Raw genomic sequence first — 25,616 nt, forward strand, 5'->3', positions numbered from 1 at the left:
TTAATCGTCGTTCTTTCGATCTTTCCTTTCTTCCTTAGCTCTTCTTTCTTCGCGTTTGGGCTTGCGATCTTCTTCGTCACGGTACATATTTTGCCGCTTGGATGGCTTGGCTTGCAGTTGGGCTTGCTGTGCGGCAAGCACTTCATCCGGGACAGGGAACGGGGTGACCGGCACATCCTTTAACGCCCGGGTCATGATTTCACGAAAGAGCACCGCCGGCACCGCACCGCCCGAGGTCGTCAGGTAATGATTCTGATCGGTCTTGTCGTACCCGAGCCAGATCGCGGCGGTCAGCTCGGGTGTAAATCCTACGAACCAGGCATCTTTCGCCCCGTTGCCGCCAATCCTTGCAAATTCAGGGGTATCCGGCAGCTGGGTCGTGCCTGTCTTCCCCGCCGTGGGGCGTCCGTCAAGAAGCGCAGCCGCTTGGCCCGTTCCGACGGCTACGGCTTCCTGCAGAAGCTGCGTCATCGTATAAGCATGGACGGGAGCCGTGAGCATTGTCCTCTGCGGTACGGCTTCGACCAAGGGATGCCCGTCCTTGGTTGTGATCCGTGTGATGGCGTGGGCCCGTTCCATCACCCCTTGATTGGCGATGGCGCCGTAGGCCTGTGCCATCTGCAGGGGGGAGACGCCCGCGGACAGACCGCCGAGAGCCAGGCTCAAGTTGCGGTCTTTCTCCGGCAGGTCGATGCCGGCCCGGCGTACATAGTCCAGCCCCGCATCGATCCCGATTTCGTTCAGGAGCCAGACGGGAGGGATGTTCCACGAGCGCAGTACGGCCTCCCGCAATGTAACCTGCCCGCGCGTCTGTCCATCCCAGTTGCTGGGCCGGTAGCCTCCGATGTCGAGCCGGCCATCGTAAAGCAGCGAGTCGGGAGTGTACCCGCGTTCGAGCGCAGGGCCGTAAACAGCCAGCGGCTTGAACGTAGAGCCTGGCTGGCGCTTCAGCTTCGTAGCGCGGTTGAAGCCGCGGTATACCTGATCCCCGCGTGCCCCGACGATGGCCCGAATGCCGCCGGTACGATGATCGAGAACGACGACTCCGCTTTGAACAGGCCGATCCCCCGGATCTGCGGGAAACAGCGCATCGGTGCGATACACTTCTTCGGCAGCCTGCTGCACCTTCACATCCATTGTCGTATGAATGCGGAGTCCCAGCGTCAGTATTTGCTGCTCCGTGAAGCCGTACAGCCTCTCCGCTTCATCCATCACATAATCGACGAAGGAGGGATATCGTCCCTTGAGCGATTCTCCATTGTCGGGTTTGAGCGCAATCGGCTGATTGACGGTTTGCGCGTAAGTCGCTTCGTCAATGGTCCCCTGTTCCAGCATCAAGGAAAGAACCAGATTGCGGCGTTCCAAGGCTTTATCCGGATTTTTGACAGGCGAGTAGAGCGTCGGCGCCTTCGGCAGTCCGGCGAGCAGAGCCGATTCCGCCAGTGTCAGCTCTTTAACCGGCTTGCCGAAATATTGCCGGGCCGCTCCTTCCACGCCCCAGCGTCCTTCTCCATAATAGATGCTGTTTAAGTACAGCTCCAAGATTTCATCCTTGCTGTAGGCAAAATTGATTTTGATGGCGTAGCCCAATTCTTTCACTTTCCGGCTGAGCGTTTTATCCGAATCCAGGAACAGGTTTTTGGCCAGCTGCTGGGTAATCGTGCTGCCGCCTTCCTTCAGGGAGCCCGACTGCAGATCGCGGATCAGCGCCCTCCCGATCGACCAGAGGTCGAATCCCGCGTGTTCATAGAAACGGCGATCTTCCACGGCGATCACGGCGTTTTTCAGGTCTGCCGGAATCTCCGCAAGCGGCACAGGGATGATGCGCGAGGAGGAAAGCTGGGAAACCGGCTGTTCGCCGGCATCCATCACGAAGCTCGGCTCGGGAAGCGGATGCTCGAGCTTGCTGATGTCCAAGCCGCGAACCCACAATGCGAACAGACCGATGAAGGATGTACCGGCCAAAAACAGCAGCAGAGCACTCCACAGCAGCATCCGGCGCTTGACCCTCCACTTCCCGGATTTTGCGACTTTAGACGGTGCTTCTGTTTCCGGTCCAGCGATATCCGTCTTGTTCTGCTTTTGTTCCGGTTTCACGGCAGGTCCCTGGGAACTGCTAGCCCCCTGCGATTTTCCGGCTGTTTTGCCCCAAGCGGCACGTGCGGCCTGAAGCGCCTGCTTATGGCTCCTTTCAGGGGAACCGGACGGATTATGCCTCACACCGGATGGCTTTTGGAGGGAGGCCGACGGTGTGGATTCTTTAGGGTTCCGGCTCAACCAGCCATTTATCGGTGAACGTTTCATTCCATCTATACCCCTTTCTATCTCTGCTAACCTATTCGCAGCCACCCCCCTTTTTAAGCTGGTGGACGGGCTGAAAAACGGAAAACCGTGACACGGGTTTCGGAAATTTGATACGGGAAACCGGCATGATATAATAAAGCAATGAAAAATGCCAATGGTATGCGGAAGTAGGGTTTTCATGCGAATTAACAAGTTTATAAGCGAAACGGGTTTTTGTTCCCGTCGTGAAGTGGATAAATTGATCGAAGCGAAGCGCGTGACCATTAACGGCAAGCTGGCGGAGCTGGGAACTCAAGTAAACGAGGGCGATGAAGTACGGATTGACGGGAAAAGAGTGGGTGCTAAAAAGAAGCATGTGTACATCGCACTAAACAAGCCGGTGGGCATTACCAGTACGACGGAGCGGCATATCCGAGGCAATATCGTGGATTTCGTGGGGCATCGGGAGCGGATTTTTCCGATCGGGCGGCTCGATAAGGATTCCGAAGGGCTTATTTTGCTGACCAATGACGGGGATATCGTCAATAAAATATTGCGTTCGGAATACGAGCACGAAAAAGAATATATCGTTACGGTGGATAAGCCGATCACGCCGATGTTTGTTCAGGGCATGTCCGGCGGCGTCCGCATTCTCGGAACCGTGACTAAGCCGTGTCGGATCACACGTCTGGACGATCGTACGTTCCGCATTATTTTGACCCAAGGACTCAACCGGCAGATCAGGCGGATGTGCGCGGCTTTCGGATATGAGGTGCGAAAGCTGAAGAGGGTGCGTATCATGAATATCAAGCTTGGCGATTTGCCGTTAGGGCGGTGGCGCGACCTCAAGCCTGATGAGCTGGAAGCTTTGTTTCGTCAGATCGGGCATGAAGCTCATACGTGACGGATTCAGGCACCTGAATTTTGTAATCTGTCTTGGGAGGCAAGCGGCGACAAGACGCCGTTTACTTCCACGATGCGGCTCAACAAGCCGATTTCGAGTCCCGGAAGCGTTAGGTGCCGGGGCTCTTTTCAACAATAAAGATTTTTCCCCGGCCAGTGTCTTCTCACCTAAACCAGTTGTTGACGACCCCGACTAAATCCCCGTTTCCATAATTTACAATCTAAGATAAAATAAAATATAACATTGTCCAAGCCGGATGAATGGCCTGTCAACCTTGAGGTATCGGATGAAGCACCGCATTGCGGTATTCCGTAGGCGAAGCCTGATAATGCCGTTTAAACTGCTTGGAGAAATATAACGGATCCTGGAAGCCGACCGACGAGGCGATCTGTTCGACGGTAAGCTCCGGCCGTTCCCGAAGCAGGTGGCGCGCCTTATCCAGCCGCAGCCGCAGCAGAAACGTTACGGGGGTCAGCCCGGTATGCTTTTTGAACAACGTCGACAAATACGCGCGGTTGTAGCCCAGCGTTTCGGCCATCAGCTCGATGGTGATCGGCTCGGCATACTGGGCGGTCAAATATTGCAGCGCCTGTTGTACCGTCTGCTCTCCGCCCGTGGTTTGTCTGGGCATGCTCGTCTGCTGCGGACGAAGGGCTTCGGCGTACTCCGCGAACAGCAGATGAAGCAACCCGTTCGCCCGGAGATTGGCGCCGGCGCTGCGGGATTGAAAGGCAAGCTGAATCTGGCGATACAACGCGCCGATCTTTCGCCTGCGACCGGTATGGACGATGGGGGCAAGCGAGCTGAGGCCGATGTCCTGCAGCATCATGGACGCTTGGGGACCCTCAAAGGCAATCCAGCAATAATGCCAAGGCTCATCCCAATCCGCCGCGTAATGAATCAGCTGGCCTGGCTCGATCAGGAAGCTATCCCCTGCGCCGAGCTGATAGGTTCGTCCCATACAAGCATATGTTCCTTTCCCGGACAAGATGTGATGAATAAGATAATAGTCGACGACCTTCGGACCCGGTTTGTGCCCGGGCCTGGTTTGGCTGTTGCCGGAGAACAGCACCGTCAGCGGGCTGCCTTCCGTCGGAGTCTCCGGGTTCGAAACGACGTAATAGCTATAGGTCCGTTTGGCTGATGAGGAAACGGGCATTAGAAGGGCTACCTCCTTTGCTGTGGATTGAAATGTATCCGCAGTATGCAAACGATCCATGTTTGCATGGCGCACGGCGGAGCGTTCCGATCCGCTTCGGTCAAGCCGTTAGCGGAAAGGGGGGTACAACACGCTCAGGAACCTCTTATTTATGGTTACATTATACCATGTCATGGGCAGCGGACCCAGCAATAATCTAACATTTATCCATATCAAGCTTACATCCTTCCATAGTGTCGGCGGAAGCGTCCGCGTTATACTTGAGGCATAGATTGATCAGAACAACAATGGATTTTTCCAATATACTATGGTAAACGAGGTGAAGCCCTCATGACAGAAATCCAAGCATTGAAGGAGCAGTTCGTAAAGCTTTACGGGGCTGGAGATTCCCGTCCGATTCGGGTGTTTCATGCCCCGGGGCGCGTGAATCTGATCGGTGAGCATACGGATTACAACGGGGGCTGCGTATTGCCTGCGGCACTTACCTTCGGAACGACGATGCTGATTCGCAAGCGGGCCGACGGGCAAGTAGGTTTGGCTTCGATGAATTTCCCTCTCCGCAAACATATTTCCATTCAAGGTTTGGTATACAACCAGGAAGACGGCTGGATCAATTATCCCAAAGGGATTATTCGTGGGCTGCAAGAGAAGGGCGCAGCTGTCGGAGGGTATGATATCCTTTACAGCGGTGCGATTCCGAACGGGTCCGGCTTGTCTTCCTCGGCTTCCATCGAAGTGGTGACGGCTTACGGTCTGCTGTCCATGGAAGAACAGCCCGCGGACAAGGTGGACATTGCTCTTTTGTCGCAGAAGGCCGAAAATACGTTTGTTGGCGTGCAGTGCGGGATCATGGATCAATTCGCAGTGGCCATGGGGAAGAAGGATCACGCGATTCTGCTGATGTGCGATACGCTGGAATATCGGCATGTGCCTTTTGAAACCGGCGTCTATAGGCTGGTGATCGGCAACACCAATAAGAAACGCGGGCTCGTCGATTCCAAATATAACGAAAGGCGCGCCCAGTGTGAGCTGGCGGTACGTGATTTGCAAGCGCTGCATCCGGGACTAACGCTGCTCGGACAGCTGTCGTTGGAACAATTTGAGGAGGCCAAGCATCTCATTGAGGATGAAACCGTGAAGAAACGGGCACAGCACGTAGTGGAAGAAATCGACCGTGTGCAGCAGTCCATTAAGGTATTGGAACAAGGTGATTTGGAAGCGTTCGGGGGACTCATGACGGATTCCCATCGCTCCCTGCAAGACTTGTACGAGGTGACGGGCCCGGAGCTTGATACGATGGTGGAGTCGGCGCTTCAGGTTCCAGGCGTGCTCGGGTCGCGAATGACCGGTGCCGGCTTCGGAGGCTGTACCGTATCCCTTGTGCATCAGGACAGCGTAGAGCGGTTCATCGAAGAGGTCGGCCGCGAATATTTGAGAAAAACCGGCTTGCATCCGGACTTCTATGTATGTGACATTGGAGATGGAGTCAAGGAAATATAGAAGAGAGTCGCCCATGGGGAGACGGAAGGAGAGAAACATGGCTATTTTGGTTACTGGTGGAGCGGGCTACATCGGTTCGCATACGGTGGCGGAGCTGCTGGCAAAAGAAGAAGAGGTCGTGGTGGTCGATAATTTGCAGCAAGGGCATCGCGATGCGGTGCTCGGCGGAAAACTGTATGTGGGAGACATTCGTAATGCGGAGTTTTTGGATTCGGTATTTAGAGAAAATGACATTGATGCGGTGATTCACTTCGCAGCAAATTCGCTTGTCAGCGAAAGCATGCAGAAGCCTGGTAAATATTATCACAATAATGTTTACGGGACTTTATGCCTCCTGGAAAAAATGAACGAATATGGCGTGAAAAAAATCGTCTTTTCATCTACTGCAGCCACCTACGGAGAGCCGGAAAACATCCCGATTCTCGAAACCGATCGAACGCTTCCGACCAACACTTACGGGGAAACGAAGCTGGCGATGGAAAAAATGATGCATTGGTTCGATACGGCCCACGGGATCAAATATGTATCCCTGCGTTATTTTAATGCCGCAGGTGCGCATGAAGGGGGCCAAATCGGAGAGGACCACACGCCAGAGACGCATCTGATTCCGATTATTCTGCAGGTGGCGTTGGGTCAGCGGCCCCACATTTCCATCTTTGGTGATGACTATGCGACGCCCGACGGCACGTGCATCCGTGATTATATTCACGTCAGCGACCTGGCGGATGCGCATATCCTCGCGGTGGAGAAGCTGCGTCGGGGCGGGGAAAGCAGCGTATACAATCTCGGTAATGGCCGAGGCTTCTCTGTGAAGGAAGTTATCGATATCGCACGTGAAGTGACGGGGCACCCGATTCCTGCCGTCATGGAAGCGCGCCGCGCCGGAGATCCGGCCATTCTGGTCGCTTCCTCGGAACGTACGAAAGCCGAGCTGGGGTGGAAGCCGAAACGGGACATCCTTACGCAAATCATTGCCTCTGCGTGGACATGGCATCGGACACATCCGAACGGCTACGGCAAATAAGACTGGAAGTGGGGACCACAGCTTAGAAGGGGGAGGGATGACAATGGAGTACAACCAAACGGAAACGGGCTGCAGCACCTCCGATCGAAAGGCGGCTTACCTGGTGGAACGCTTGCTTCAGTTCGGATTGGCGCAGAAGCTGCTTGAGCCGCTGGATGTTTACGCGGCGCGCAACGGATTGCTCGATTTGCTTCGCATTGCCGAGCCTTATACGGGAGAGCTGAGGGAGCCTGCCGCAGACAGTCCTGCAGAGCTGCTTGAACCGCTGCTGGATTACGCGGCCGAAACGGGGATATTGGAAGAAAACCATACGACGCTGCGCGATTTAATGGATGCCCGTATCATGGGCCAGCTGATGCCGCGGCAGTCGGAGCTGGCAGAGCGGTTTTGGACTATAGCGAGGAGGGACGGAGTAGAGCGGGCGACGGACTTTTTCTATAAGCTGTGTATCGATTCCAACTATATTCGTATGGACCGGATCCGTAAAAATCTGTATTGGCTTGCACCGACGGAGTATGGAGACCTGGAAATCACCGTTAATCTCTCCAAGCCGGAGATGGACCCCAAAACCATCGCGATGCTCAAAAATGCCCCTCAAAGCCATTATCCCCGGTGCCTGCTCTGTGTAGAGAACGTGGGTTATGCGGGAAGGTTGAATCACCCTGCCAGGCAGAATTTGCGCGTTATTCCGCTTGAGCTGTTGGGTGAAACGTGGTATTTCCAATATTCGCCTTATGTATATTATCATGAGCACAGTATTATTTTCGACGGGTTGCACCGGCCGATGAAAATGACAAAGATGACCCTCGGGCGGCTGCTTGACTTCGTTGACCGGTTTCCACACTATTTTATCGGCTCGAATGCCGATCTGCCGATCGTGGGCGGATCGATTCTGAATCACGACCATTTTCAAGGCGGCCGTCACCGATTTCCGATGGAACGGGCGGAGGTGGAGGAAAGCTTCAGCCATCCGGACTTTGCAGGAGTGAAGCTCGGCATCGTCCATTGGCCCATGTCGGTCATCCGCCTCTCAAGCCGTGACCGGGAGCTTCTGCTGAAGCTTGCCGCTATGGTTTTGGAGCGCTGGAAGGAATATAGCGATCCCTCACAAGACATCAAAGCCTACTCCGAGCAAGAGGGGACGAAGGTGCCGCACAATACCGTGACTCCCATTGCCCGCAAAAATGCAAGCGGCGATTACGAGCTGGATCTTGTGCTGCGCAACAACCGAACCAGTGCGGAGCATCCGGAAGGTATTTTCCACCCGCATCGGGAACTGCATCATATTAAGAAGGAAAACATCGGCTTGATTGAGGTCATGGGTCTGGCGGTGCTGCCGGGACGTTTAAAGGACGAACTGGAACTGGCAGCAAGATTGCTGACCGGAGAGACAGCGTTGGACGAGCGGATGATGCTGGACCCCGGGCATCCGCTGCACAAGCATAAAGCTTGGCTGAAGGAACTGGTTGAACGCTACGGCACGGCATTGCCGGACGAGAAGGCTGCAGAAGTGCTTCGGAACGAAGTGGGCCGCAAATTTTTGAATGTGCTCCAGGATGCGGGCGTATATAAGCTGGATGCGCATGGCCGTCAAGGCTTCCGCCGTTTCCTGAGGCACTTGGGAGTCCAATAGGGAGGTTTGATGCCTGACCGCTCATGGAAACGGTCAGGATTTTTGCGTTTGTTATGTGAAAAAACGATCAACTTTTAATAGACTGTGGCAATGTAACCGTAAACGTTGAACCTGTTCCTGGTGCTCCTGATACTTGAATATCACCGGTATGAAGATCGATGATTTTTTTCACGATCGACAAACCGAGTCCGTTTCCCTTAACGGAAGGATCGCGGGATTTATCCACTTTATGGAACGGTTTAAAGATATCTGCACGTTCTTCCTCAGGAATCCCAATGCCATTATCGGTTATAGAGACAGTGATCAGATGATTATTCTTACCGGCTTCAATCCGAATCGTTCCACGGACGGGCGTGAATTTAATGCTATTATTCAGTAAATTGATCCACACCTGGTTGAGCTGATCTTCATCCGCTTGTACCGTAATAGCCTCTAATTGAACATCCATTTCAATGTCTTTGGCTGTCCATTGAGGCTCCAACGCAATGACGACCTTTCGAAGCTGCTCATCCAGTCGGTACGTACTTCGCTTCAACGGATGAAGTTCCTGCTGTAAATAGGATAGTTGAAGCAAATTTTGACTTAATCGCGATAATCTCTCGCATTCCTGTTCGATGATGGTCAAATAATGGATTCGGCTTTCCTCACTCAATTTCTTCTGCTTTAACGCTTTGCTAAAACCTGAAATCGAAGTTAAAGGCGATTGAATTTCATGCGAGACGTTGGATACGAAATCTTGCCGCATTTGATCCAGCTTCGCAAGCTCTTGTGCCATTTCAGTAAAGCTAACGCTCAAAGCACCAATTTCATCCTTCCGTTTTGTTTGCAGCTCAACATCGAACTTTCCTTTTGCCATAAGCTTTGTTGCTTCTGTCAAACGAAGAATCGGGTGGACGATATAACGGGCAGCGACGATAATAAGAAAACTCCCGAAAAACAAGATAATAATATACATGAGATGAATGGAATTCATGATCTCGTCTTCGATCGGATTCTTCTCCACGGTTACAAATAAACCGTAAGGCTCCCCATTGACCTGAAATGGAAGTCCGATGACCGGAAAATGAGGGACGTGTGCATTCTGGTGCTCACTGGTATCGATATGGCGGACGATATCGCCTGAAAGCACGCGTTCAATTTGAGCAGAATCCATTAGCAAGGATATCTTGTTTCTATCAAGGAGGGGGGTACCGTCCTTATTGTACAGTTGAAGAAGGTTACCCGAAAGGCCAGAAAGGCTTTGCATGAAAGGAATCAAATCGGCGGATGATGTTGTCTGGTAAGAATGTATGATCTTCTCCCCGTTCAGGATGAGCGTTTTTTCTATTAGCTTTTGAATGCGGCCTTCATACAAAAAGGACGAAACAACAAATGCCGTAACCAGGCTCAACATCACAATGCCGACAAAGACAAATACAACGCGGGTATAGAGCGATTTAATCTTTGTACACCTCCAGCCGATAACCCAAGCCGCGAATAGTCACAATGCGGAATTGAGACTCAAATTCGGCAAACCGTTCCCTTAGCCTCTTGATGTGAACATCTACCGTCCGTTCATCCCCTTCATAATCCACGCCCCAAATGTCCTCAATCAAATGTTCCCGCGTAAACAACTGCCCGGCATAGCTGCCCAGTTTGTAAAGCAGTTCAAATTCTTTCATCGGAATGGTGACGGTCCTCCCGCCGTTGTAGATCACCTGATAACTATTGCGGTCTAAAGAAACGTCACCCAATTGAATCACACTGGAAGTAGAAATACGATACCGCTTGAGCAGCGCCTTCACCCGAAGAACCAGCTCGACCGGGTCGAACGGTTTCGCCAAGTAATCATCCGTTCCAAGCATAAATCCTTTGATTCGATCTGCCGGCTGCCCCTTCGCGGTAACCATCAATATCGGTATATCCCCATATTCACGGAGCTTCCGGCATAGAACCCATCCATCCATTTTCGGCATCATAATATCCAAAATCACCAGGTCAACTCGATGATTTTCGGCATACTCCAACGCCTCCGCTCCGTTCGATTTTTCTACGAGCTCAAACCCCTCATCTTCCAAGTACAAACGTATCAATTCCCGGATGTGAGCTTCATCATCTACCACTAATATCCTTGGCAAATTTAATTCTCCCCTTTGATTTCTACCACAAAAGGAAATGCTCTTACTTTTCCATGTTGTTTAAACTCAGCCCATATTTTATAGATGCCCGGCTGCTTGAACTCTGTTTCAAAAACCGGATCCTCATGATTGGCCGGATGAACATGAAGAAACTTCTGTGCAGTTTCATCAAGAATGACAACATGCCCCATCGCTCCCAAATAAGGAGTTAAATTGGTTTTATCGAGATCAAATGCTAACGTTACAGGCTTATTGACATCAAAAGAACTCATATTCAGTGTTACGGTTTCTCCGTCGATATGCTGAGTAAGCGTATTGTCCGGCTTAAGCTCCTCGTTGTTCGTTGATCCGCTTGGAGTGCCGACTACAAACGGAATCGGTTCTGCATGAAATGCTAAATTTTTCGGTTTAATATCAATAAAGGCTTTATAAAATCCTTCAGGCAGCATATTTCCAATTCTAAACTCGCCATTGCCCGACTGTTCGGGGTGCACGTGATAATACTTCTGCAGACGTTCATCCACAATGATCAGATGAAGAAGCTTCTCATGATTTACTTCTAAATCGTTAACTGGGTTTCCTGCTTTATCTTTCAAAAAAATCTTTATTTCATTTTCATCAGATTGAACAAACGTAATTACCTCGCTATGATCCTCATGCTGTGAATGACTTCCATGTTCATGGCTGCTTCCATCCTCTTCGCCATGATTTTCATCGTTTTGATGCTCTTGCGCAGATACAGGCTTTGTATCATCAGCGATAAACTCATCATATATGGTAAAGCCACCTATCATGACTGCCACATAAAGAATTGACGTTATGACCCATTTATCAAATATGACCCATTTACCCATTTTAACCAACCCTCGCAATCATCATTTTGGTCAGTCCGTTGAATGAACTTACGCTATGGACACCATATTGTTTATGCGGAAACCTTTAATCGCGGCGGTAAAATGCCGTGGAAGTGAGGGGAATCCGATTTAGCAGTAGTGTGACTTTCCCCTCCATGCTTCCGCGAAAATTCAAAAAAAGGTGAAGGGCATTTCTATTTCTTCTTCATGATGAACCGTCTGTCAATATAAAAAGCTGCCAACACGGATATGACAACGGTCAAAAGCAGGTTCGCGTAAGTTTCAAGAGGAAACGGCTTGCCTTCAAGATGGATATCATTCGCACGATATTCCATTCGTTTCACCGCATGTCTGGCCGTTTGAAGGTCCTCTTGCCGGGCTAAATCTTCAAGTTGGACTTCGAACATAAATCGATCCGGGGAATCGCTATGGACGAGCTGAAGCTCCGTGGTCTTCCCTCTTTCGTTCCAGTTTTTAATATCCTCCGCAGCCAGCGATTTGGCTTGTGTTCCCGAAACGATCATTTTATCCAATTGCGGGGCATTCGACATCGTGTATCTGGATAGCAGGTTCAAACCGTGTTTCGTCACAATGGGGGCATCCGCGCTTGAAACGGAAAGGACCTTTGTCGTTCCGGTGTCTGAATAGATATCAAATACGGAAGCCAGTGCCATTTCCTCCATACCGTCATACAGCAGCACGCCTGCCTTTTTCTTGTTCCACTGAAAAGCGTTATTCAATACATAGGTTGCATAGCGCAGATCGATGTAAAATGGTTCGACCTTTGGATTTTGAAGGAAGTGATAAGAAGGATAATTCAATTCTTTCGCTATTTTGGCCGCCATCGGATCGCCCAGTTTTTGTGAGATGACATAGAGGACGGCATCGATTCCTGATGAAATCCCTGCTGAGGATATCACATGATCATCATTAGTAACATAACGCAGATCCCTTTTCCAGTTCACTTCAGGATATTTCTTTGAAAGAATCCACATCGTTTGCCAGTGAGATGCCGCTGACTTTCCATTTAATAATCCAGTAGCGGCGAGATTGTCCGCGCCCGCGCAAATGCTCAATAAAGTGGTTTCCTTGTGTTGTTGTATCCATTCACGGACGGGTTGATAGCTCTTTTGGTCAAGCATGGTCATGTAAGGGATCGCGATAATGTCAGGACTTTTACCCAGCAGTTCATCCATTTCTTTAAAAGAGTAGTGCGGCACCACATCCAAGCCGCCAGTCAGTGACTTCACCTGATTGTCCGCAGCAACGGCAAACACATTGTATGCGCCAGTCATAGAAAACAATTGATACGGAGTCATGAAATCCAATCCTTCCGTGGTTTCATTCCCCAGCAAGACGGCAACCGTAGGTTTATTGGGATCATATTCGGGTTGCTTTATTCCTTGCAAAGAAGGAACGGGCTCTTGGCGAACCGAACCGTAAAAATCTTTTTGAGAACGAAAATATCCGAACGCTCCGACCCCTCCCACAAACACAACGAAACTACATAAATAAACGACGAAACGCAATAATAACTTCTTCATTTGATTTCCTCCTCGATGATTAAGGCCTTTCATTTACAATACCGGAGTAGGGTATAACGACATGTAAAAACGACCGATTTGACATCACTCTTAGACAGAGGCTCACCATCCCATTTTAACCAACGTAACAATGACAAAAGTCATCGAAACCACGAAAGAAATGGATGTCATGACGATCATTTTTTTATTTTTCCATCCGTCTCTAACGATTTGATAAACCGACCAGAGCAAGGTTCCAAGTGTCAATACAATCATCGCACGCCGAAATAAAATCATGTCTTCCATGCTCAACATGGTGGTTGCGGATCCTCCAATAACCAGAAAGATGAGCGCATGAAACCAGTGTTGGGTAGCTAGAAAAGATATCACCACCGGCAAAAATACGGATACCTTCTTTCCCGGTTTCATCTTATTACAGCAAGCTTTCATTCATTTTTTCCTCCTGTTCATATTTTTAAATTAACTTCGCTATGGATGATACTATAAATCAGATTTGTGAACTCAATATGAACTGAGCCATAGAAATTAAGATCAGTCAATGCGGAAACGGACCGCATGAATCCATCATTTAAGAATACTTTCTTTCAAAGTCCATAATATTTAATCATTGAGTAAAATGGAGGTGTAACTATGTCCAATGGATTCGTTATGCGTTCTTTAGACGAAGTCCGGTTTTGGTCACGTATAATGAAGGAACATTCGCTTTTTCTGAAATTAGGGTTTCGTTGCGAGGACACCCAGTTAATACATGAGGCGAATCAGTTTTACGCGGTGTTTGAGGAAATTGAAAGAAGGTCAAACGCATTTACATCTGAAACAGACCCTGAAGTAATAAAAAGATTCAATGTAGAAGTGCACAATGCGGCTTCCCGCATATGGGCTTTTAAAAGAAAAGTGTTAGGATTAATTTTAAGCTGCCAACTTCCAGGAGCCAATAACTTTCCATTGTTGGTCGATCACATTAGTAGAGAAGCATTTTACTTTAGAAACCGATTGGAAGAACTGAATACGGGAAGATTAGACCCTTTACCAGATGCAATCATTAATGAAAATGTATTTTTCTTAAGGATAATGGCTGACCATGCAAAATTTATTGGACATTTACTGGACCCCTCTGAACGGCAGTTAGTTGAACAATCACGTAACTTTAGTCATGATTTCGACCAATTGCTCTTTCAAGCCAGAGATTTGGAATCCATGCGACCTCAATCCCAGACAGTTCCTTTACTAGACCAATTCCTTGATCAGAATCGAATTTCCGTTAAATCTCTTCGCGATTTTAAAAAGACTGCTAAAGAATTAATTGAGTCTTGTCGTATAAAGAGTATTATTCATCCCCTGCTGGCAGACCATGTATTTCGGGAAGCTGAGCGATTCCTTTTTATTATAGATATGTTAGAAAGTAGTTTGACAAAAACATCCGCGGGATAAAACATAAAGAGTAATCAACACGATTCAGAACGGGAGCAACCTGTTCGTGGAATTTCCCGGTTATTCGGACTACGGGCACCTTCCAGTCGTCGGCAAAGCCGGTCTGACTGTTCTTCGATTGAAGCTTTTGAAACGAACTTTAAGCTTAATGCTCATCCGAATGCTCATCCGGTATACTTTGTAGAAAGCGCTTGCGTAGATGAGTCAGAAGTGACTTCAACGATTTTCAGGTTATTGAAACAAAGGCTTAATCGCATCAGTGCAACTTCGGCCTGCTCACGAGTCATCGGTTCTCCAAGTATTTTACCTTTGTAGCTGATGGCGTAACGCATTCGTTAACCTCCATTATTGAACGGATCCCGGTTCTCCGGGATTTTGTTCTGGTTGACTCTACGTCATTATACGTAGGATTGGCGCAACAAGAATGCATCATCACGGTTGCGCTTCTTAAAACCGGCTTGTACATGTACATACCATCCGATCTGTCCGGATGCGCTCCGGTTCTTCTACATCCCAATCCATCCAATTATAACATGAGAAGTATAGATTAGGGTAATCGCCGGGGAAAATTGGCATATTAAATCCATATCCATTGGAATTATCGGCAGGAGAGTGGATGAATTGCATTTTCGATTTGCTTTAATGATCGGCACGGCGATTGCCGCGGGGCTCGCGCTCCATGCTGTGGAAGGGGCGGCTTTGATCCAGCCGCAGGAACGGATCATGACGTTCGCCGTTCTCAGCGACATCCATGTGCAGAACTGGGACAAACGTGCCCTGCAGACATTCGGACAAGCACTCGACGATCTTCACCATACCGTTCCCCAGGCTGAGGCGCTCATTATCAACGGGGATTTGGGCAATGGGAATCCGGAGGATTACCGTACACTTCGCCAAATGTTGGATAAGCATCCCCATCCGCGGCGGATTTTTTATACTATCGGCAATCATGAGTTTTACCGCATGTGGCATGATCGGCTGGGACGCTGGAGCCCGGACACATTCCCCAACGGGGAGACGGAAGCCGCTGCCAGCCAACGATTTTTGAGTTTTATCGGGGAGCCGAAAGTTTACTATGAACGGGAGGTTAGGGGCTTCCGGTTTCTTTTTCTTGGAACGGAGCGCTATAGACAGTCCGACCCGTCGGTGCAAGAAGATGCTTTTCTATCAGCCGCCCAGTTGCAATGGTTAGAAGCGAAATTAAAGGAAGCCGCCTCCGTCAGGAAACCGATATTCGTCTTCCTGCATCAACCCCTTCCGGATACCGTGTCCGGGAGCGGACGGGAAGGGAGCGGAAGAGGCGTAGTTCAGCATCGGAAGCTCAAGGCGCTGTTGTCTTCCTATCCTCAGGTGCTTCTGTTTTCGGGACATTCACACCGGGAACTGGCGCAGCCGCGTACCGTCGTGCGCGATCACTTTGTGATGGCGAACAGCTCCTCTGTCCGCGATCCGTCGCACGAAGCCGGACCCTACGCGCCTGAAGCGGGAAAGAGCGAAGGGCTCATCGTTGAAGTGTATCCGGATCGCGTATGTATCCGGGGCCGTGATTTCGGCCATCGGAGCTGGGTGCCGGAGGCGGTCTACACGGTTCAATGAAGTTGGGCTTGATGCAGCAGCTGAAGGGCGGAAGGACCGGCTGTCCGGTCCTTCCGGGTTTATTTTTCGACCCACTCACTGCGCAGCGAGAACAGATCCTTGAGATCCTCCGTCGATAACTCGGTGATCCACTGCTCCCCGCTGCCAACGATTTGCTGGCTGAGCTCCATCTTTTTATCGATCATCTCGTCAATGCGCTCCTCCAGCGTGCCCAGCGTGACGAATTTGTGCACCTGCACATGGCGGGTCTGGCCGATCCGGAAAGCCCGGTCGGTCGCTTGATTCTCTACCGCGGGGTTCCACCAACGGTCAAAGTGAAACACGTGGTTGGCGGCCGTGAGGTTGAGCCCTGTGCCTCCGGCTTTCAGCGAGAGCAGGAAAATGCCTGAATCCGGGGAGTCCGGCTCCGCTTCATTTTGGAATACCTCGATCATCCGGTCACGCTCCGCTTTGGAACTCCCGCCGTGCAGGAACGGGACCTTGCCGCCGAATTCTTCTTCGAACACCCGCTGCAGCAGCAGACCGCTCTCTACAAACTGGGTGAAGATAAGACATTTGTCCCCTTCCTGCCGCAGCTCCTGAACCATCTCCAGCAGCCTTTCGACTTTGTTGGAACGTCCGCGCCATGGCGACCGGGCCGACTCTTTGGCGAGCAATGCGGGATGGTTGCAGATTTGCTTCAGCTTGGTCAGGGCTGTTAAAATCATGCCCCGGCGTTGCATCGGCGAAAGCGTGTCGATGCGCTCGAACATGTCGCGAATGTAGTTTTCATAAAGCGTAGCTTGTTCCGTAGTAAGAGAGACATAGGTTTTATACTCGTATTTTTCCGGCAAATCAAGCTGAATCGAAGGATCCTTCTTCACCCGCCGCAAAAGGAACGGGCGGATGAGCCGCTGTACCTTAGCGATGAGCTCTTGATCCTGGGTCCGTTCGATGGCTCCGACATACCGCTGTGTAAAATCACGCAGCGTTCCAAGGTAACCGGGGTTCAAAAAATCAAAAATCGACCACAGCTCGGTCAGCCGGTTCTCGATGGGTGTACCGGTCAGAGCGATCCGGTGCTGTCCCGTCAGCTTGCGTATGGATGATGCCTGTTTCGTGTAGGCGTTCTTGATGTTCTGCGCCTCGTCCAGACATATGGATTCCCAATGCAAGGAGGAGAGCTCCGCTTCATCCAAGTGTGCCAGCGTATAAGTCGTCAGCACAAGATCGCTGCCGCGGCAGCTTTCGGCGAAACGTTCTCCCTTGGCGCGTCCCGGACCATAGTGCAGATGAACCCGCAGGTCGGGAGCGAAGCGCTGCAGCTCCTTCTGCCAGTTGCCTAGCACCGAGGTGGGGCAAATCAGCAGGGAGGGTGAAGGATCCGTCGTTCCCTCGCTCAGCCGTTTCTCCCGCAGAAGGAGCAGGTAGGTGATCATTTGAATCGTTTTGCCCAGCCCCATATCGTCGGCCAGGCATCCGCCCAGGCCGCATTCCCTCAAGAACATAAGCCACGAAATACCCTCGACCTGATAAGGCCTTAAGGTGCCGCGGAAGCTGTCGGGCGGCTCGGTGAGCGGCGGCCGCTTGGCATGATTCAGAAGATCGACCAGCTCCTGAAGCTGATCGTTGAGCTCGACCTCCATCTTCAAAGAGCGGTGGAATTGCTTGTCTTCCTCGCCGTCGCTCGTACCCAGCAGGTGCAGCTCCAGCACATCCCGAAAGGAAAGGCCCTGCTTCTTCTGCACCTGATGCATTACGCTTTGCAGCTGTGCGAGATGAACGGGATCGAGCTGTACCCACTGGCCGCGGATTTGCACCAGCCTGCGGTTTTGTTCCAGCAGCTCGCGAAATTCTTCTTCCGTCAGCTCGATGTCGCCCAGGGCGATTTTCCAGTCGAACTGCATAAGCTGATTGAGGCCGAACATCGGCTGGGGGCCGGTCCCCACCGACGACTTGATTTTCGCCTTGAGGCGGGGACGCCACTTGCGGATGCGCTCCCACCACGCCGGCAGGAATACGGAGTAGCCTGCCTCCACCAGACGAATGCTGCCATTCACTAGCAGTTCCCAGGCCTCGTCCGGCGTGAGCAGGCTGCGTATGCCTTCCTCGCCTTCGGCGAGAAAGGGGACCATGCGCCGCCACTTGGCGGCATCGCGAACGGCACGTCCGAGGTGTCTGCGCCAAGCCTCGGGCACACCGGCGGCCGCTTCCCCGTCCGTCTCCGCGGTGGCCCAAGCTTTGAGAACCGAAGGGTCCGCCTCGTACTGCACGTTTTGGTCCCCCCGGTCCTGCAGCACGACGCGCAGCGGCCAGGCGCCGCCGGCAGTTGCAGGCTCCTCAAGCTTCAGGCATGTTCGAAAAGGCGTGCCGTCAGACTGCCAGCCAATGGAGATGAGCCAATCCTCCTCGTCCATCCACAAATCGGCGGCCGATTTGCTGCGGGAGAGCAGAGGAAATGAGCGCTCCAGCCGCTCAAGATTTTGACGCATGACCCCGTCTGCTTCGATCCAGGCGGGAATGAGCTGGTCCATCCAAAGCTCCGCTGCGGGAGAGGCAGCCAGAGCGGCCGCTTCTTCATCCAGCAACAGCTTCCAGCCGAGCGTCCCGGCTTTCCACTTGGCAAAATCGGGCATAAAGCGGCCTTGCGTCAGCGCCTCTTTGACGGCCGGCGCCAGCCGCATCAGCTCTTCCAGCTCGCGGCTGTAGTTCAGCCGCTGATGCATAACGGTGCTTGGAGCGGCCAAATAGTCCAGCGCCTCCAGCGTCGGAAGCAGCACACCTTCCAGATTCATCCATTCGATGACCTCAATGAACGTGCCGTAGAAGGAAGGAGCATGCCAGGCAAACAACCAGTCCCGCAGGTCGTAAGCGTCGCAGATGCCGCCGTTGTGACGGGTACCCCACAGGAAGAATCCGCCCTGAGGCGCCCATCGCACATTTACGCTGATGCTTCCCGTATCGATCATGGTATCCATTTTCCTTTCCTCAACTCTTCTTGTAATGCGCGAAGGCGAGAGTATTTTACGGCCAGCCGGTAGATGTAATCCTCCCAATCGTTCAGACGGTCCAGCTTTTTATATAGATTGTTCAGTTTTTTGAGCAATTTGGTTGCGGACTTGTAAGCGGTGCGGTTCTTCCCGGCAATGCACCGTTCCACCGCTTGGTGATACAGCGGCAGCACCAGTGCCGGGTTCTGCTTCTCTACGGATTGCAGATCGACGGAGTACAGGTCATTCGGGGAAACGCGGTTGGCCAACTGCAAATCGATCCAGGCTTTATACCGCCGGCCCTTCAGCAGATATGCCGAATAGAAGTTGTACGTGCGCGGCAGCAGTGCTACCATGACGGACACCCATTCCGCATCGTCGGATTGCCGCCCTACGGCTTCCATCCAATACTGGCAAAACTGCCGTAATTCCTCCTGCTGGGCGCGCTGTACCACCGGCATCAGCCATCGCAGCCATGCCAGCATGCGTTCCCATGCCTGCTCTTTATGGCAGTGGTGCAAATAAAAGAAGAAATCCCGCGCCTCACGTTTGCTGAGCTGCTCCATCTGCCGCCTGGCGGCTTCGTCATCCCCCGCGATGACGGCAAAATGCGCGTCCGCCATCAGCAGCGCATCCTTACGCTTTGGCATCAGGTCCTTTGCTTGCAGCATATGCTGCAGTCGAGCCTGTTCCTCCGCGATCCATGAAGAGAGGTTTGCCATCCGCCACCAAACGCTGCGGTACACGGTGGGCCACGAAACAGGGGACTCCTTCCCGGACAGAGCGGACTCCGAAATCAGATGCAGCGTTTCTTTCCACTCCTCGGAATAGCTTTGCGTCAAGGCTTCCACATCCAGCGTCGGCGTAAGGCGGAGCAGCTCTTCCTGACACTTTCGTCCGATCGTTCTGCACCCGGTTTCAATATAGTAAGAAAGATACGATGCTTTCGTCTCTTGGTAAAACTGCTCGATCTTCCGCATGATGAACAGCAGCAAATGCAGATCATAGAGCTCCTTGAGGGGAGATTTCCAACCCTCGCCGTAGGGGGCAAGCTTTTCTTTGGCCGCGTTGTGGAACAGCTCGATCGAATGCTGCTGAGACAGCGAGAAGCCGTAAAACTGCTGGTCAAAAAAACGCTGCCATTGCACGGGGCTTTGTTCTTCTGTGGGTGGCTCAAGCCGATCCTGCTGACGTTTATCCGCCGTACGGCCGCCTGACCGGATCTGCTGCTGTCGGCTGCGAATCATAATGGCCTGCTTCAGCTGTTGAAGGAGAAGCTCGGGCCGCGCGTAAGAAGCATACAGAGTAAAGACGACCGCAGCAATATGCTCGCAGTTCCTGACGGTTGAACAACTGCATTCGCTTTTACTGAAATGGTCGATGTCGATGACGACCTCGCAATTTGGCTCGAGCACCAAGGCATGCACTTCCACGCCGTGCTTCAGCTCGAGTCCGGCCACACGGCCTTTGTGGAAATATTCCCATCCCCGCTCGAGCCGGTCCAGTTCAAAATCGCTCTGCAGATGCCTTGTCAGCTCGTGTATTCGATTTTTAGGGATCTGCAGCTTGAGCATGTTTCGCCCTCCGCCTGTTTTGTCTATCCTTATAGTGTATCAGATTTTGCATATGAATGCGTAGAAAATTGGTCGAGACCCGAGTTTTTGTTGGTCCGTCACTGGTTGCGGGCACAAGGGATTTGTGAGTACAATGAGGCAAAAGCGAATTTACCGCTGGAAGGACAGGTGGCCATGGGCATTAAATTCGGAAGGGAATACAACGACATCATCAATGATTTTACCGATGCACTGCGGGGAGTGGAAGGCTGCTGCGAATTTCTGGAGATGCCGGCGGACGATTGGGACGCCATGAGCGAGGAGGAACAGAAGGAATGCATGAAGACGTTGGCGGATGATCTGTTCTATGGACTGGGAGTAGAGGCGCAAATGAGCATAGGCGATTGTATGGTCACGCATGACCCCAAACGGCACTTGATCCGCATTGACCAAGGAGAAACGCTTACGACGGTCATCTATTTGGTATAGGAGGGATGGGCATGCACAGGAGATTAACGGAAGAGGAAGTGAAAGTCGGCCTGAACCGGACGGAAGGCTGGGCGTTGGAAGAGAACGGGAAATGGATCGCAAGGAAGTACCGCTTCGCGTCTTTCATGGACGGCATCGGGTTCGTGGATGAAGTGGCCCGGATTGCCGAGGAACTGAACCATCATCCGATGATTTCCATCGATTATCGGCTGGTGACGCTTCGCCTCACCTCGTGGAACGCCGGGGGACTGATGGAGCTTGACTTTACCAGCGCCCGGAGGTACGACGAAGCTTATGCGGGTTTTCGGAAATGAATCTGTTCTCATGCATCCTTATGCGGACCATACCATACAGTGGAACTCTTCCATGCCGGTAGGGGTCATCCGTTGGTAGGTGTCCGTAATGATAAAACCGGCGCGGGTATACACACGGATCGCTCTTTCATTCCAAGTCATCACTTCAAGGTCGATTTGATTTTGCGGAGACAACCGCTGGGCTTCCTGTACAATCGCTCTTACAAAATGAATTCCGTTGCCGCAGCCGCATAAATCGGGACGCATGCCCAGACCCAACCGGGTAACGCCCACCATAGGAAAAAACTGCACAAATCCGCTCAGCTCACCGCTTGCGTCCAGAACGGCACGGTACTGGTTCACTCGAATTTCAGCATCGGCGAATTCCTCTTGATCGGAAAGCATAAGCTCCCATGGCCGGAAATGGTAGGTATGGTATGGCGGAGGATAAACCCAACTGCAGATGTCGCGGCAGTGCGCCTCCGTGAGCGGGGCAATATAAAAAATCCGGGGCTCGTTGGGTATCACTTTCTTTTCAGCTTCTCCCTTCGGGTGTATACTGTTAATATACAGCATATCACCCCATTAAAGGAAGTGATTGGATCTTGAAGCATGTAGTCAGTCAAGAATGGTTGTTTGAGCACGGCATCCAAGACCATATCGTGATCGCGGACTGCCGCTTTATATTAGGCCAGCCTGAGGCCGGAAAACAAAGCTATGATATCGATCATATTTGCGGAGCGTTTTATTTTGATCTCGAACGTGATTTGTCCGGTCCAAAAGAGAAGCACGGAGGGCGCCATCCGCTTCCCGATCCCGGGGAGCTTGCCGCCAAGCTTGGCCGGGCGGGTATCCACGAGCATTCCGTCGTTGTCGCTTACGACGATCAAGGCGGTGCGATGGCCTCGCGGTTTTGGTGGTTGTTGAAATATCTTGGTCATGACGAAGTCTATATTTTGGATAAGGGCTACTCGGCATGGAAGGAAGCAGGGTATCCCGTAACGGAGGAGCTGCCTGTGGAGCAGCAGGCCGTATTCACGCCGAAGGTGCGCAGCGAGATGCTGGTGAATGTGGAGCAGGTGAAGGACCGGTTGAAGCGTCCAGGTACGGTGCTTGTGGATTCTCGCGAAGAGAAACGTTACCTTGGCCTCGAAGAAACGATCGATCCGGTGGCCGGACATATTCCGGGAGCGAAGCAGTATTTCTGGAAAGAAGGATTGCAAGCTTCAGGGGGATGGAAGGATGCTTCGGAGCAAAAGGCCAGGTTCGCAGACTTGCGCAACGCCGATGAGCTTATCGTCTATTGCGGCTCCGGTGTGACGGCGTGTCCGAACGTGCTGGCGCTTAGCGAGGCCGGATTCGACAATGTCAAGCTGTACGCAGGCAGCTGGAGCGATTGGATCAGCTATAAGGACAATCCGGTGGCGACAGGAAAAGAGTAGGAAATGGGGATTCCGTGTCAGACACGGTTGGAGGACTACGATCATTTGCCGTTGGCATGCTGATCCGGTCCTCCTTGTTATTTCATCCGGGGCTGTGTATGATACACCGGCACTCTCATCTTATACTTCCGATCAAAGCGTCCCTGTCAAAAGCTTTCGCCTTTTCTCTTCACGGTCCTTATCGCTGAGTTTGGGACATGTAAAGCAGTAATTCCCGCATGCTTTTTCCGTTTTGTAGTATAGGCAGCACGCGGCTTTCACCCGGAGTAAACGATCCGGATCAGCAGGAGACTCGACCATTTTAAAATTAAGATCCAGCAGATTGGTTTTTTTCTCGAAAATCCGGGGTCCGATGCGGTGTACCAGAACGGCAAAATCGTCCTTAATCCGGCTTCTCGTCTCTTCATCCTCCGCTTCCCCGATCATCACGTCAATCGTATAATACAGCCGGGTGACCAATTGGGCCCACAGCTGAGCCGTTGGAATGCCGGCGGCTTCGGAGACGGAGGCGATGAGAGGCTTCACCTGCCCGATATACCAATGATGAAAAATCGCACTCAGCCATTCTTCTCTGTTATCGGCAGGGCAGGGCGTGCCGACGCAGGAATCCGCTCTGAAAGCCAGCGCAGGACCATCGGAGTGATGGCGGAGCTGCAGCTCCAATTGATCCAGATGCAGGTTTAAGGCCGCTTGATGGCAAGAAACGGTATACTGCAGAGCAGAACAGACTTGAGCAACCCAAGCGATGAAAAACATGCCGCCTACGTCGATATGCGATCCCTTCAAAGCTTCCGTATAGATGCGAATAAACCGGGACATCTCCTCCGGTCTCAACAGGCTGCCCATATGGAATCGGTATTCTGCTCCGGCGATTCCGGTTTCGGATAGTCCAAACCGCTGTTCAAGCACTTGGTTGACCGGTTCCTGAAGAGTCATGATCCGGCGCTCCTTTCTGGCACATCAGGCGAATGATTTGGGGGACAGTCCCCGGTACCAATGAGAATTATAATCATTATCATTAGGGAAATCAATAGAAATCACAGCATTCGGAACAGATCGGATGCAGGAGGCTTCCGCATGGTTTCTGCAAAATAGAAAGCCCTGCAGGCTTGTCCGTCCGTTTCGTCCGTTTTTGCGAACGATCGGATCGGGCCAAACACTGAGGGCTTCCGAAGCTGCATTGCGAATCCGTTGACCAAATCAATTGGAGTCGGTCATGAGTTGTTTGTACTGCTCGTCCGACAAAATACGCCGGGCTGTCACATAACGATTGGCGTAGTAAGATTCGCTCATTTCAGTAATCGTAACGCCTTTGTTCGTAGCCGAGTGGTAGAACTTGCCGCCTCCCACATATACGCCGACATGAGAAATGCCTTTACCGTCGGTGTTGTAGAACACGAGGTCGCCGGGACGGAGCTGATCTGCGGCTACCCATTGGCCGGCTTGGGCTTGGCCTTTGGAGGAATGGGGAAGTTCTATACCGAACTTGTCGAACACCCAAGAAGTATAGCCGGAGCAATCAAAGCCGTTTGTCGTATTGCCTGCCCATTTGTAAGGCGAGCCTAAACCCGCGTTTACCGCTGCACTTAGTGGGGTTTCAGCAAATGCGCTGCCCACGGAAACACTGCAAAACATAGCTAACGAAAGTGCAAAACCTACAAGCTTCTTCTTCAAAAAAAGTTTCCCCTTCCGGTGCCTACGAGGTTAGCTGAAGGGTTCGGTTGAAGGTTCCCTATGATCACTGACGTTGTTTGTCGAGATCAATTCACCCGGTTATGGATCCCCCGTTTTCCTAAACAGAAATTCGGCAAAATTTTCTTTTTTTTGATTCCGGATAAACATATTCGAGAAAAACTGCACTTTTCCTTCTTTTGTAACAAAATTGACACATTCAAGCGGTTTAAATTGAAAATTTTGTTTAATTGAATCGGGGATATAACAACACAAAGATACCGGTCCATGGCGGACCGGTGCTTCTGCGGTCTTATTAGGATATCAGCTACGCTTTCTCCGTCCAAAGCGCATATTGTGTGCTGATGGCCCATACTTTAATAAACATTTGAACCAGCCGATAGGCTTGTAATCCGATCAGGGCCAGAAAGCCGGCCCAGAAAAACGAGGCCGCCATCACCGCGGCGGACACGGCCAAAGAGATTCCTGTTACGGATAAAGAAATCAGCATAATGGCGGGCAGATGGCGAATCACAAACAGCAGGGTGTAAATGGCCGACCTGCCATCGGTTTTTCCGATCTGAAGGAACAAAAAGACGAGCTGGAGCACAAACCAATAGGCGATGTAGCCGGCCAGCGCCGGCGCCAGCGCTTTCCCGAAGGAAATATATGAAGTCTGATGCCCGTACAGCTCTATTGTATAAGGAACCAGCCAGTAGAGCGGAGAGAGCAGCAGCGCCAGTTGGATGAAGTAGAGGCCGAAGAAGGGAAGAGACAGCTTTCGAATCCCCTCCACGAACCGGTAGCCTGCGTTCATGTCCCGATGTTGAAGCGAGTAATATACCCCCGCATTAAGCAGCGGATGCACCAGCATTCTTAATCCCAGGAGGCAGATGCCCCACCACAGAAACGGCTCCAGCAGGTCCGTCTTCATGATCTGAAAATGACCTTCGATCCAGAACAGCTGCGAAGCTGTGACGGGCAGGTCGCTCCCCGGATAACGATGGAGAAGGGGGAGGACGACAGATTGAATCAGCTTATACAGCGCGACGCCCCAGATGAGATTGTATATAAAGAGGGTAAAGACGGCAAAAGGCTGCTGCCAGGCCAAGGTCCAGCCTGCTTTGATCCGGTTCCACATATTCCTCGCTCAC

General features: G+C 51.6%; 23 protein-coding genes and 1 riboswitch. Of the genes, 9 read left to right on the forward strand and 14 right to left on the reverse strand.

Translation table 11 applies throughout. The features are described 5' to 3' along the window. Nucleotides 1-2,304, reverse strand: a complete 2,304-nt coding sequence (locus EXW96_RS19230) for a transglycosylase domain-containing protein (protein WP_174351198.1) — start codon at nt 2,302-2,304, stop codon at nt 1-3. Between the two features lie 178 nt (nt 2,305-2,482). Here EXW96_RS19230 and rluF point away from each other — a divergent pair, with 178 nt between their 5' ends. Next, nucleotides 2,483-3,187, forward strand: coding sequence for a 23S rRNA pseudouridine(2604) synthase RluF (gene rluF, locus EXW96_RS19235; RefSeq protein WP_054817023.1), 705 nt, complete (start codon nt 2,483-2,485; stop codon nt 3,185-3,187). 268 nt (nt 3,188-3,455) lie between these two features. On the opposite strand, the gene EXW96_RS19240 is transcribed toward rluF, so the two are convergent. Next, the gene (locus EXW96_RS19240; protein WP_054817024.1) at nt 3,456-4,346 is read right to left on the reverse strand and encodes an AraC family transcriptional regulator; all 891 of its coding nucleotides are present in this window, start codon (nt 4,344-4,346) and stop codon (nt 3,456-3,458) included. Nucleotides 4,347-4,676: 330 nt separating this feature from the next. On the opposite strand from EXW96_RS19240, the gene EXW96_RS19245 reads away from it, so the two are divergent. Genes EXW96_RS19245 through EXW96_RS19255 form a run of 3 tightly spaced genes read left to right on the forward strand, consistent with a single transcriptional unit; the run spans nt 4,677 to nt 8,503 of the window. Next, nucleotides 4,677-5,846: a galactokinase gene (locus EXW96_RS19245; RefSeq protein WP_174351199.1), complete on the forward strand. Its 1,170-nt coding sequence runs from the start codon at nt 4,677-4,679 to the stop codon at nt 5,844-5,846. 37 nt (nt 5,847-5,883) lie between these two features. Continuing rightward, nucleotides 5,884-6,870 carry a UDP-glucose 4-epimerase GalE gene (galE, locus tag EXW96_RS19250; protein WP_174351200.1) on the forward strand — a complete coding sequence of 329 codons (987 nt, stop codon included), beginning with the start codon at nt 5,884-5,886 and terminating at the stop codon, nt 6,868-6,870. A 43-nt stretch (nt 6,871-6,913) separates the two neighbouring features. Beyond that, a complete protein-coding gene (locus EXW96_RS19255; RefSeq protein WP_174351201.1) occupies nt 6,914-8,503 on the forward strand; it encodes a UDP-glucose--hexose-1-phosphate uridylyltransferase in 1,590 nt (529 codons plus the stop codon). Between the two features lie 67 nt (nt 8,504-8,570). Here EXW96_RS19255 and EXW96_RS19260 read toward each other — a convergent pair whose 3' ends face one another. The 5 genes from EXW96_RS19260 to EXW96_RS19280 all read right to left on the reverse strand — a co-directional run bounded on the left by EXW96_RS19260 (nt 8,571) and on the right by EXW96_RS19280 (nt 13,447). Beyond that, nucleotides 8,571-9,656, reverse strand: coding sequence for a sensor histidine kinase (locus EXW96_RS19260; protein ID WP_235594194.1), 1,086 nt, complete (start codon nt 9,654-9,656; stop codon nt 8,571-8,573). Nucleotides 9,657-9,939: 283 nt separating this feature from the next. Beyond that, nucleotides 9,940-10,620: a response regulator transcription factor gene (locus EXW96_RS19265; RefSeq protein WP_174351202.1), complete on the reverse strand. Its 681-nt coding sequence runs from the start codon at nt 10,618-10,620 to the stop codon at nt 9,940-9,942. A 2-nt stretch (nt 10,621-10,622) separates the two neighbouring features. Continuing rightward, on the reverse strand, nt 10,623-11,474 hold the full coding sequence (locus tag EXW96_RS19270; RefSeq protein ID WP_174351203.1) for a hypothetical protein: 852 nt from the start codon (nt 11,472-11,474) through the stop codon (nt 10,623-10,625). Nucleotides 11,475-11,668: 194 nt separating this feature from the next. After that, nucleotides 11,669-13,018, reverse strand: coding sequence for a DJ-1/PfpI family protein (locus tag EXW96_RS19275; RefSeq protein ID WP_174351204.1), 1,350 nt, complete (start codon nt 13,016-13,018; stop codon nt 11,669-11,671). Between the two features lie 102 nt (nt 13,019-13,120). Then, nucleotides 13,121-13,447 carry a hypothetical protein gene (locus EXW96_RS19280; RefSeq protein ID WP_074728914.1) on the reverse strand — a complete coding sequence of 109 codons (327 nt, stop codon included), beginning with the start codon at nt 13,445-13,447 and terminating at the stop codon, nt 13,121-13,123. A gap of 201 nt (nt 13,448-13,648) precedes the next feature. Between EXW96_RS19280 and EXW96_RS19285 the strand changes: the two genes are divergently transcribed. After that, nucleotides 13,649-14,449: a DUF2935 domain-containing protein gene (locus EXW96_RS19285; RefSeq protein WP_174351205.1), complete on the forward strand. Its 801-nt coding sequence runs from the start codon at nt 13,649-13,651 to the stop codon at nt 14,447-14,449. A gap of 164 nt (nt 14,450-14,613) precedes the next feature. Here EXW96_RS19285 and EXW96_RS19290 read toward each other — a convergent pair whose 3' ends face one another. Further along, the gene (locus EXW96_RS19290; protein WP_174351206.1) at nt 14,614-14,781 is read right to left on the reverse strand and encodes a hypothetical protein; all 168 of its coding nucleotides are present in this window, start codon (nt 14,779-14,781) and stop codon (nt 14,614-14,616) included. 289 nt (nt 14,782-15,070) lie between these two features. Between EXW96_RS19290 and EXW96_RS19295 the strand changes: the two genes are divergently transcribed. Beyond that, nucleotides 15,071-16,045 (forward strand): metallophosphoesterase family protein, encoded by a 975-nt coding sequence (locus EXW96_RS19295; protein ID WP_174351207.1) that lies wholly within the window; start codon nt 15,071-15,073, stop codon nt 16,043-16,045. A gap of 59 nt (nt 16,046-16,104) precedes the next feature. Here the strand turns inward: EXW96_RS19295 and EXW96_RS19300 are convergent, their stop codons facing one another. Further along, a complete protein-coding gene (locus EXW96_RS19300; protein ID WP_375256468.1) occupies nt 16,105-18,993 on the reverse strand; it encodes a DEAD/DEAH box helicase in 2,889 nt (962 codons plus the stop codon). Then, nucleotides 18,990-20,588 (reverse strand): hypothetical protein, encoded by a 1,599-nt coding sequence (locus EXW96_RS19305; RefSeq protein ID WP_174351209.1) that lies wholly within the window; start codon nt 20,586-20,588, stop codon nt 18,990-18,992. Before EXW96_RS19305 ends, EXW96_RS19300 begins: the two co-directional genes overlap by 4 nt. A gap of 174 nt (nt 20,589-20,762) precedes the next feature. Here EXW96_RS19305 and EXW96_RS19310 point away from each other — a divergent pair, with 174 nt between their 5' ends. Next, on the forward strand, nt 20,763-21,056 hold the full coding sequence (locus tag EXW96_RS19310) for a hypothetical protein (protein WP_054817031.1): 294 nt from the start codon (nt 20,763-20,765) through the stop codon (nt 21,054-21,056). Between the two features lie 11 nt (nt 21,057-21,067). After that, complete coding sequence (locus EXW96_RS19315; RefSeq protein ID WP_174351210.1) at nt 21,068-21,370, forward strand: 4a-hydroxytetrahydrobiopterin dehydratase; 303 nt, start codon at nt 21,068-21,070, stop codon at nt 21,368-21,370. A gap of 18 nt (nt 21,371-21,388) precedes the next feature. On the opposite strand, the gene EXW96_RS19320 is transcribed toward EXW96_RS19315, so the two are convergent. After that, the gene (locus tag EXW96_RS19320) at nt 21,389-21,874 is read right to left on the reverse strand and encodes a GNAT family N-acetyltransferase (RefSeq protein WP_309225164.1); all 486 of its coding nucleotides are present in this window, start codon (nt 21,872-21,874) and stop codon (nt 21,389-21,391) included. Between the two features lie 80 nt (nt 21,875-21,954). Between EXW96_RS19320 and EXW96_RS19325 the strand changes: the two genes are divergently transcribed. Next, the gene (locus EXW96_RS19325) at nt 21,955-22,791 is read left to right on the forward strand and encodes a sulfurtransferase (protein WP_137670984.1); all 837 of its coding nucleotides are present in this window, start codon (nt 21,955-21,957) and stop codon (nt 22,789-22,791) included. A 132-nt stretch (nt 22,792-22,923) separates the two neighbouring features. Here EXW96_RS19325 and EXW96_RS19330 read toward each other — a convergent pair whose 3' ends face one another. The 3 genes from EXW96_RS19330 to EXW96_RS19340 all read right to left on the reverse strand — a co-directional run bounded on the left by EXW96_RS19330 (nt 22,924) and on the right by EXW96_RS19340 (nt 25,603). Further along, nucleotides 22,924-23,727, reverse strand: a complete 804-nt coding sequence (locus EXW96_RS19330; protein ID WP_054817034.1) for a hypothetical protein — start codon at nt 23,725-23,727, stop codon at nt 22,924-22,926. A gap of 264 nt (nt 23,728-23,991) precedes the next feature. After that, nucleotides 23,992-24,465, reverse strand: coding sequence for a C40 family peptidase (locus EXW96_RS19335; protein ID WP_054817035.1), 474 nt, complete (start codon nt 24,463-24,465; stop codon nt 23,992-23,994). 4 nt (nt 24,466-24,469) lie between these two features. Continuing rightward, a riboswitch (cyclic di-AMP (ydaO/yuaA leader) is annotated at nt 24,470-24,611 on the reverse strand. A 179-nt stretch (nt 24,612-24,790) separates the two neighbouring features. Beyond that, on the reverse strand, nt 24,791-25,603 hold the full coding sequence (locus EXW96_RS19340) for a hypothetical protein (RefSeq protein WP_174351212.1): 813 nt from the start codon (nt 25,601-25,603) through the stop codon (nt 24,791-24,793). Nucleotides 25,604-25,616 lie beyond the last annotated feature (13 nt).

Origin of the sequence: Paenibacillus sp. JMULE4 (genome assembly GCF_013337105.1) — a bacterium.
Taxonomy (GTDB): domain Bacteria; phylum Bacillota; class Bacilli; order Paenibacillales; family NBRC-103111; genus Paenibacillus_G; species Paenibacillus_G naphthalenovorans.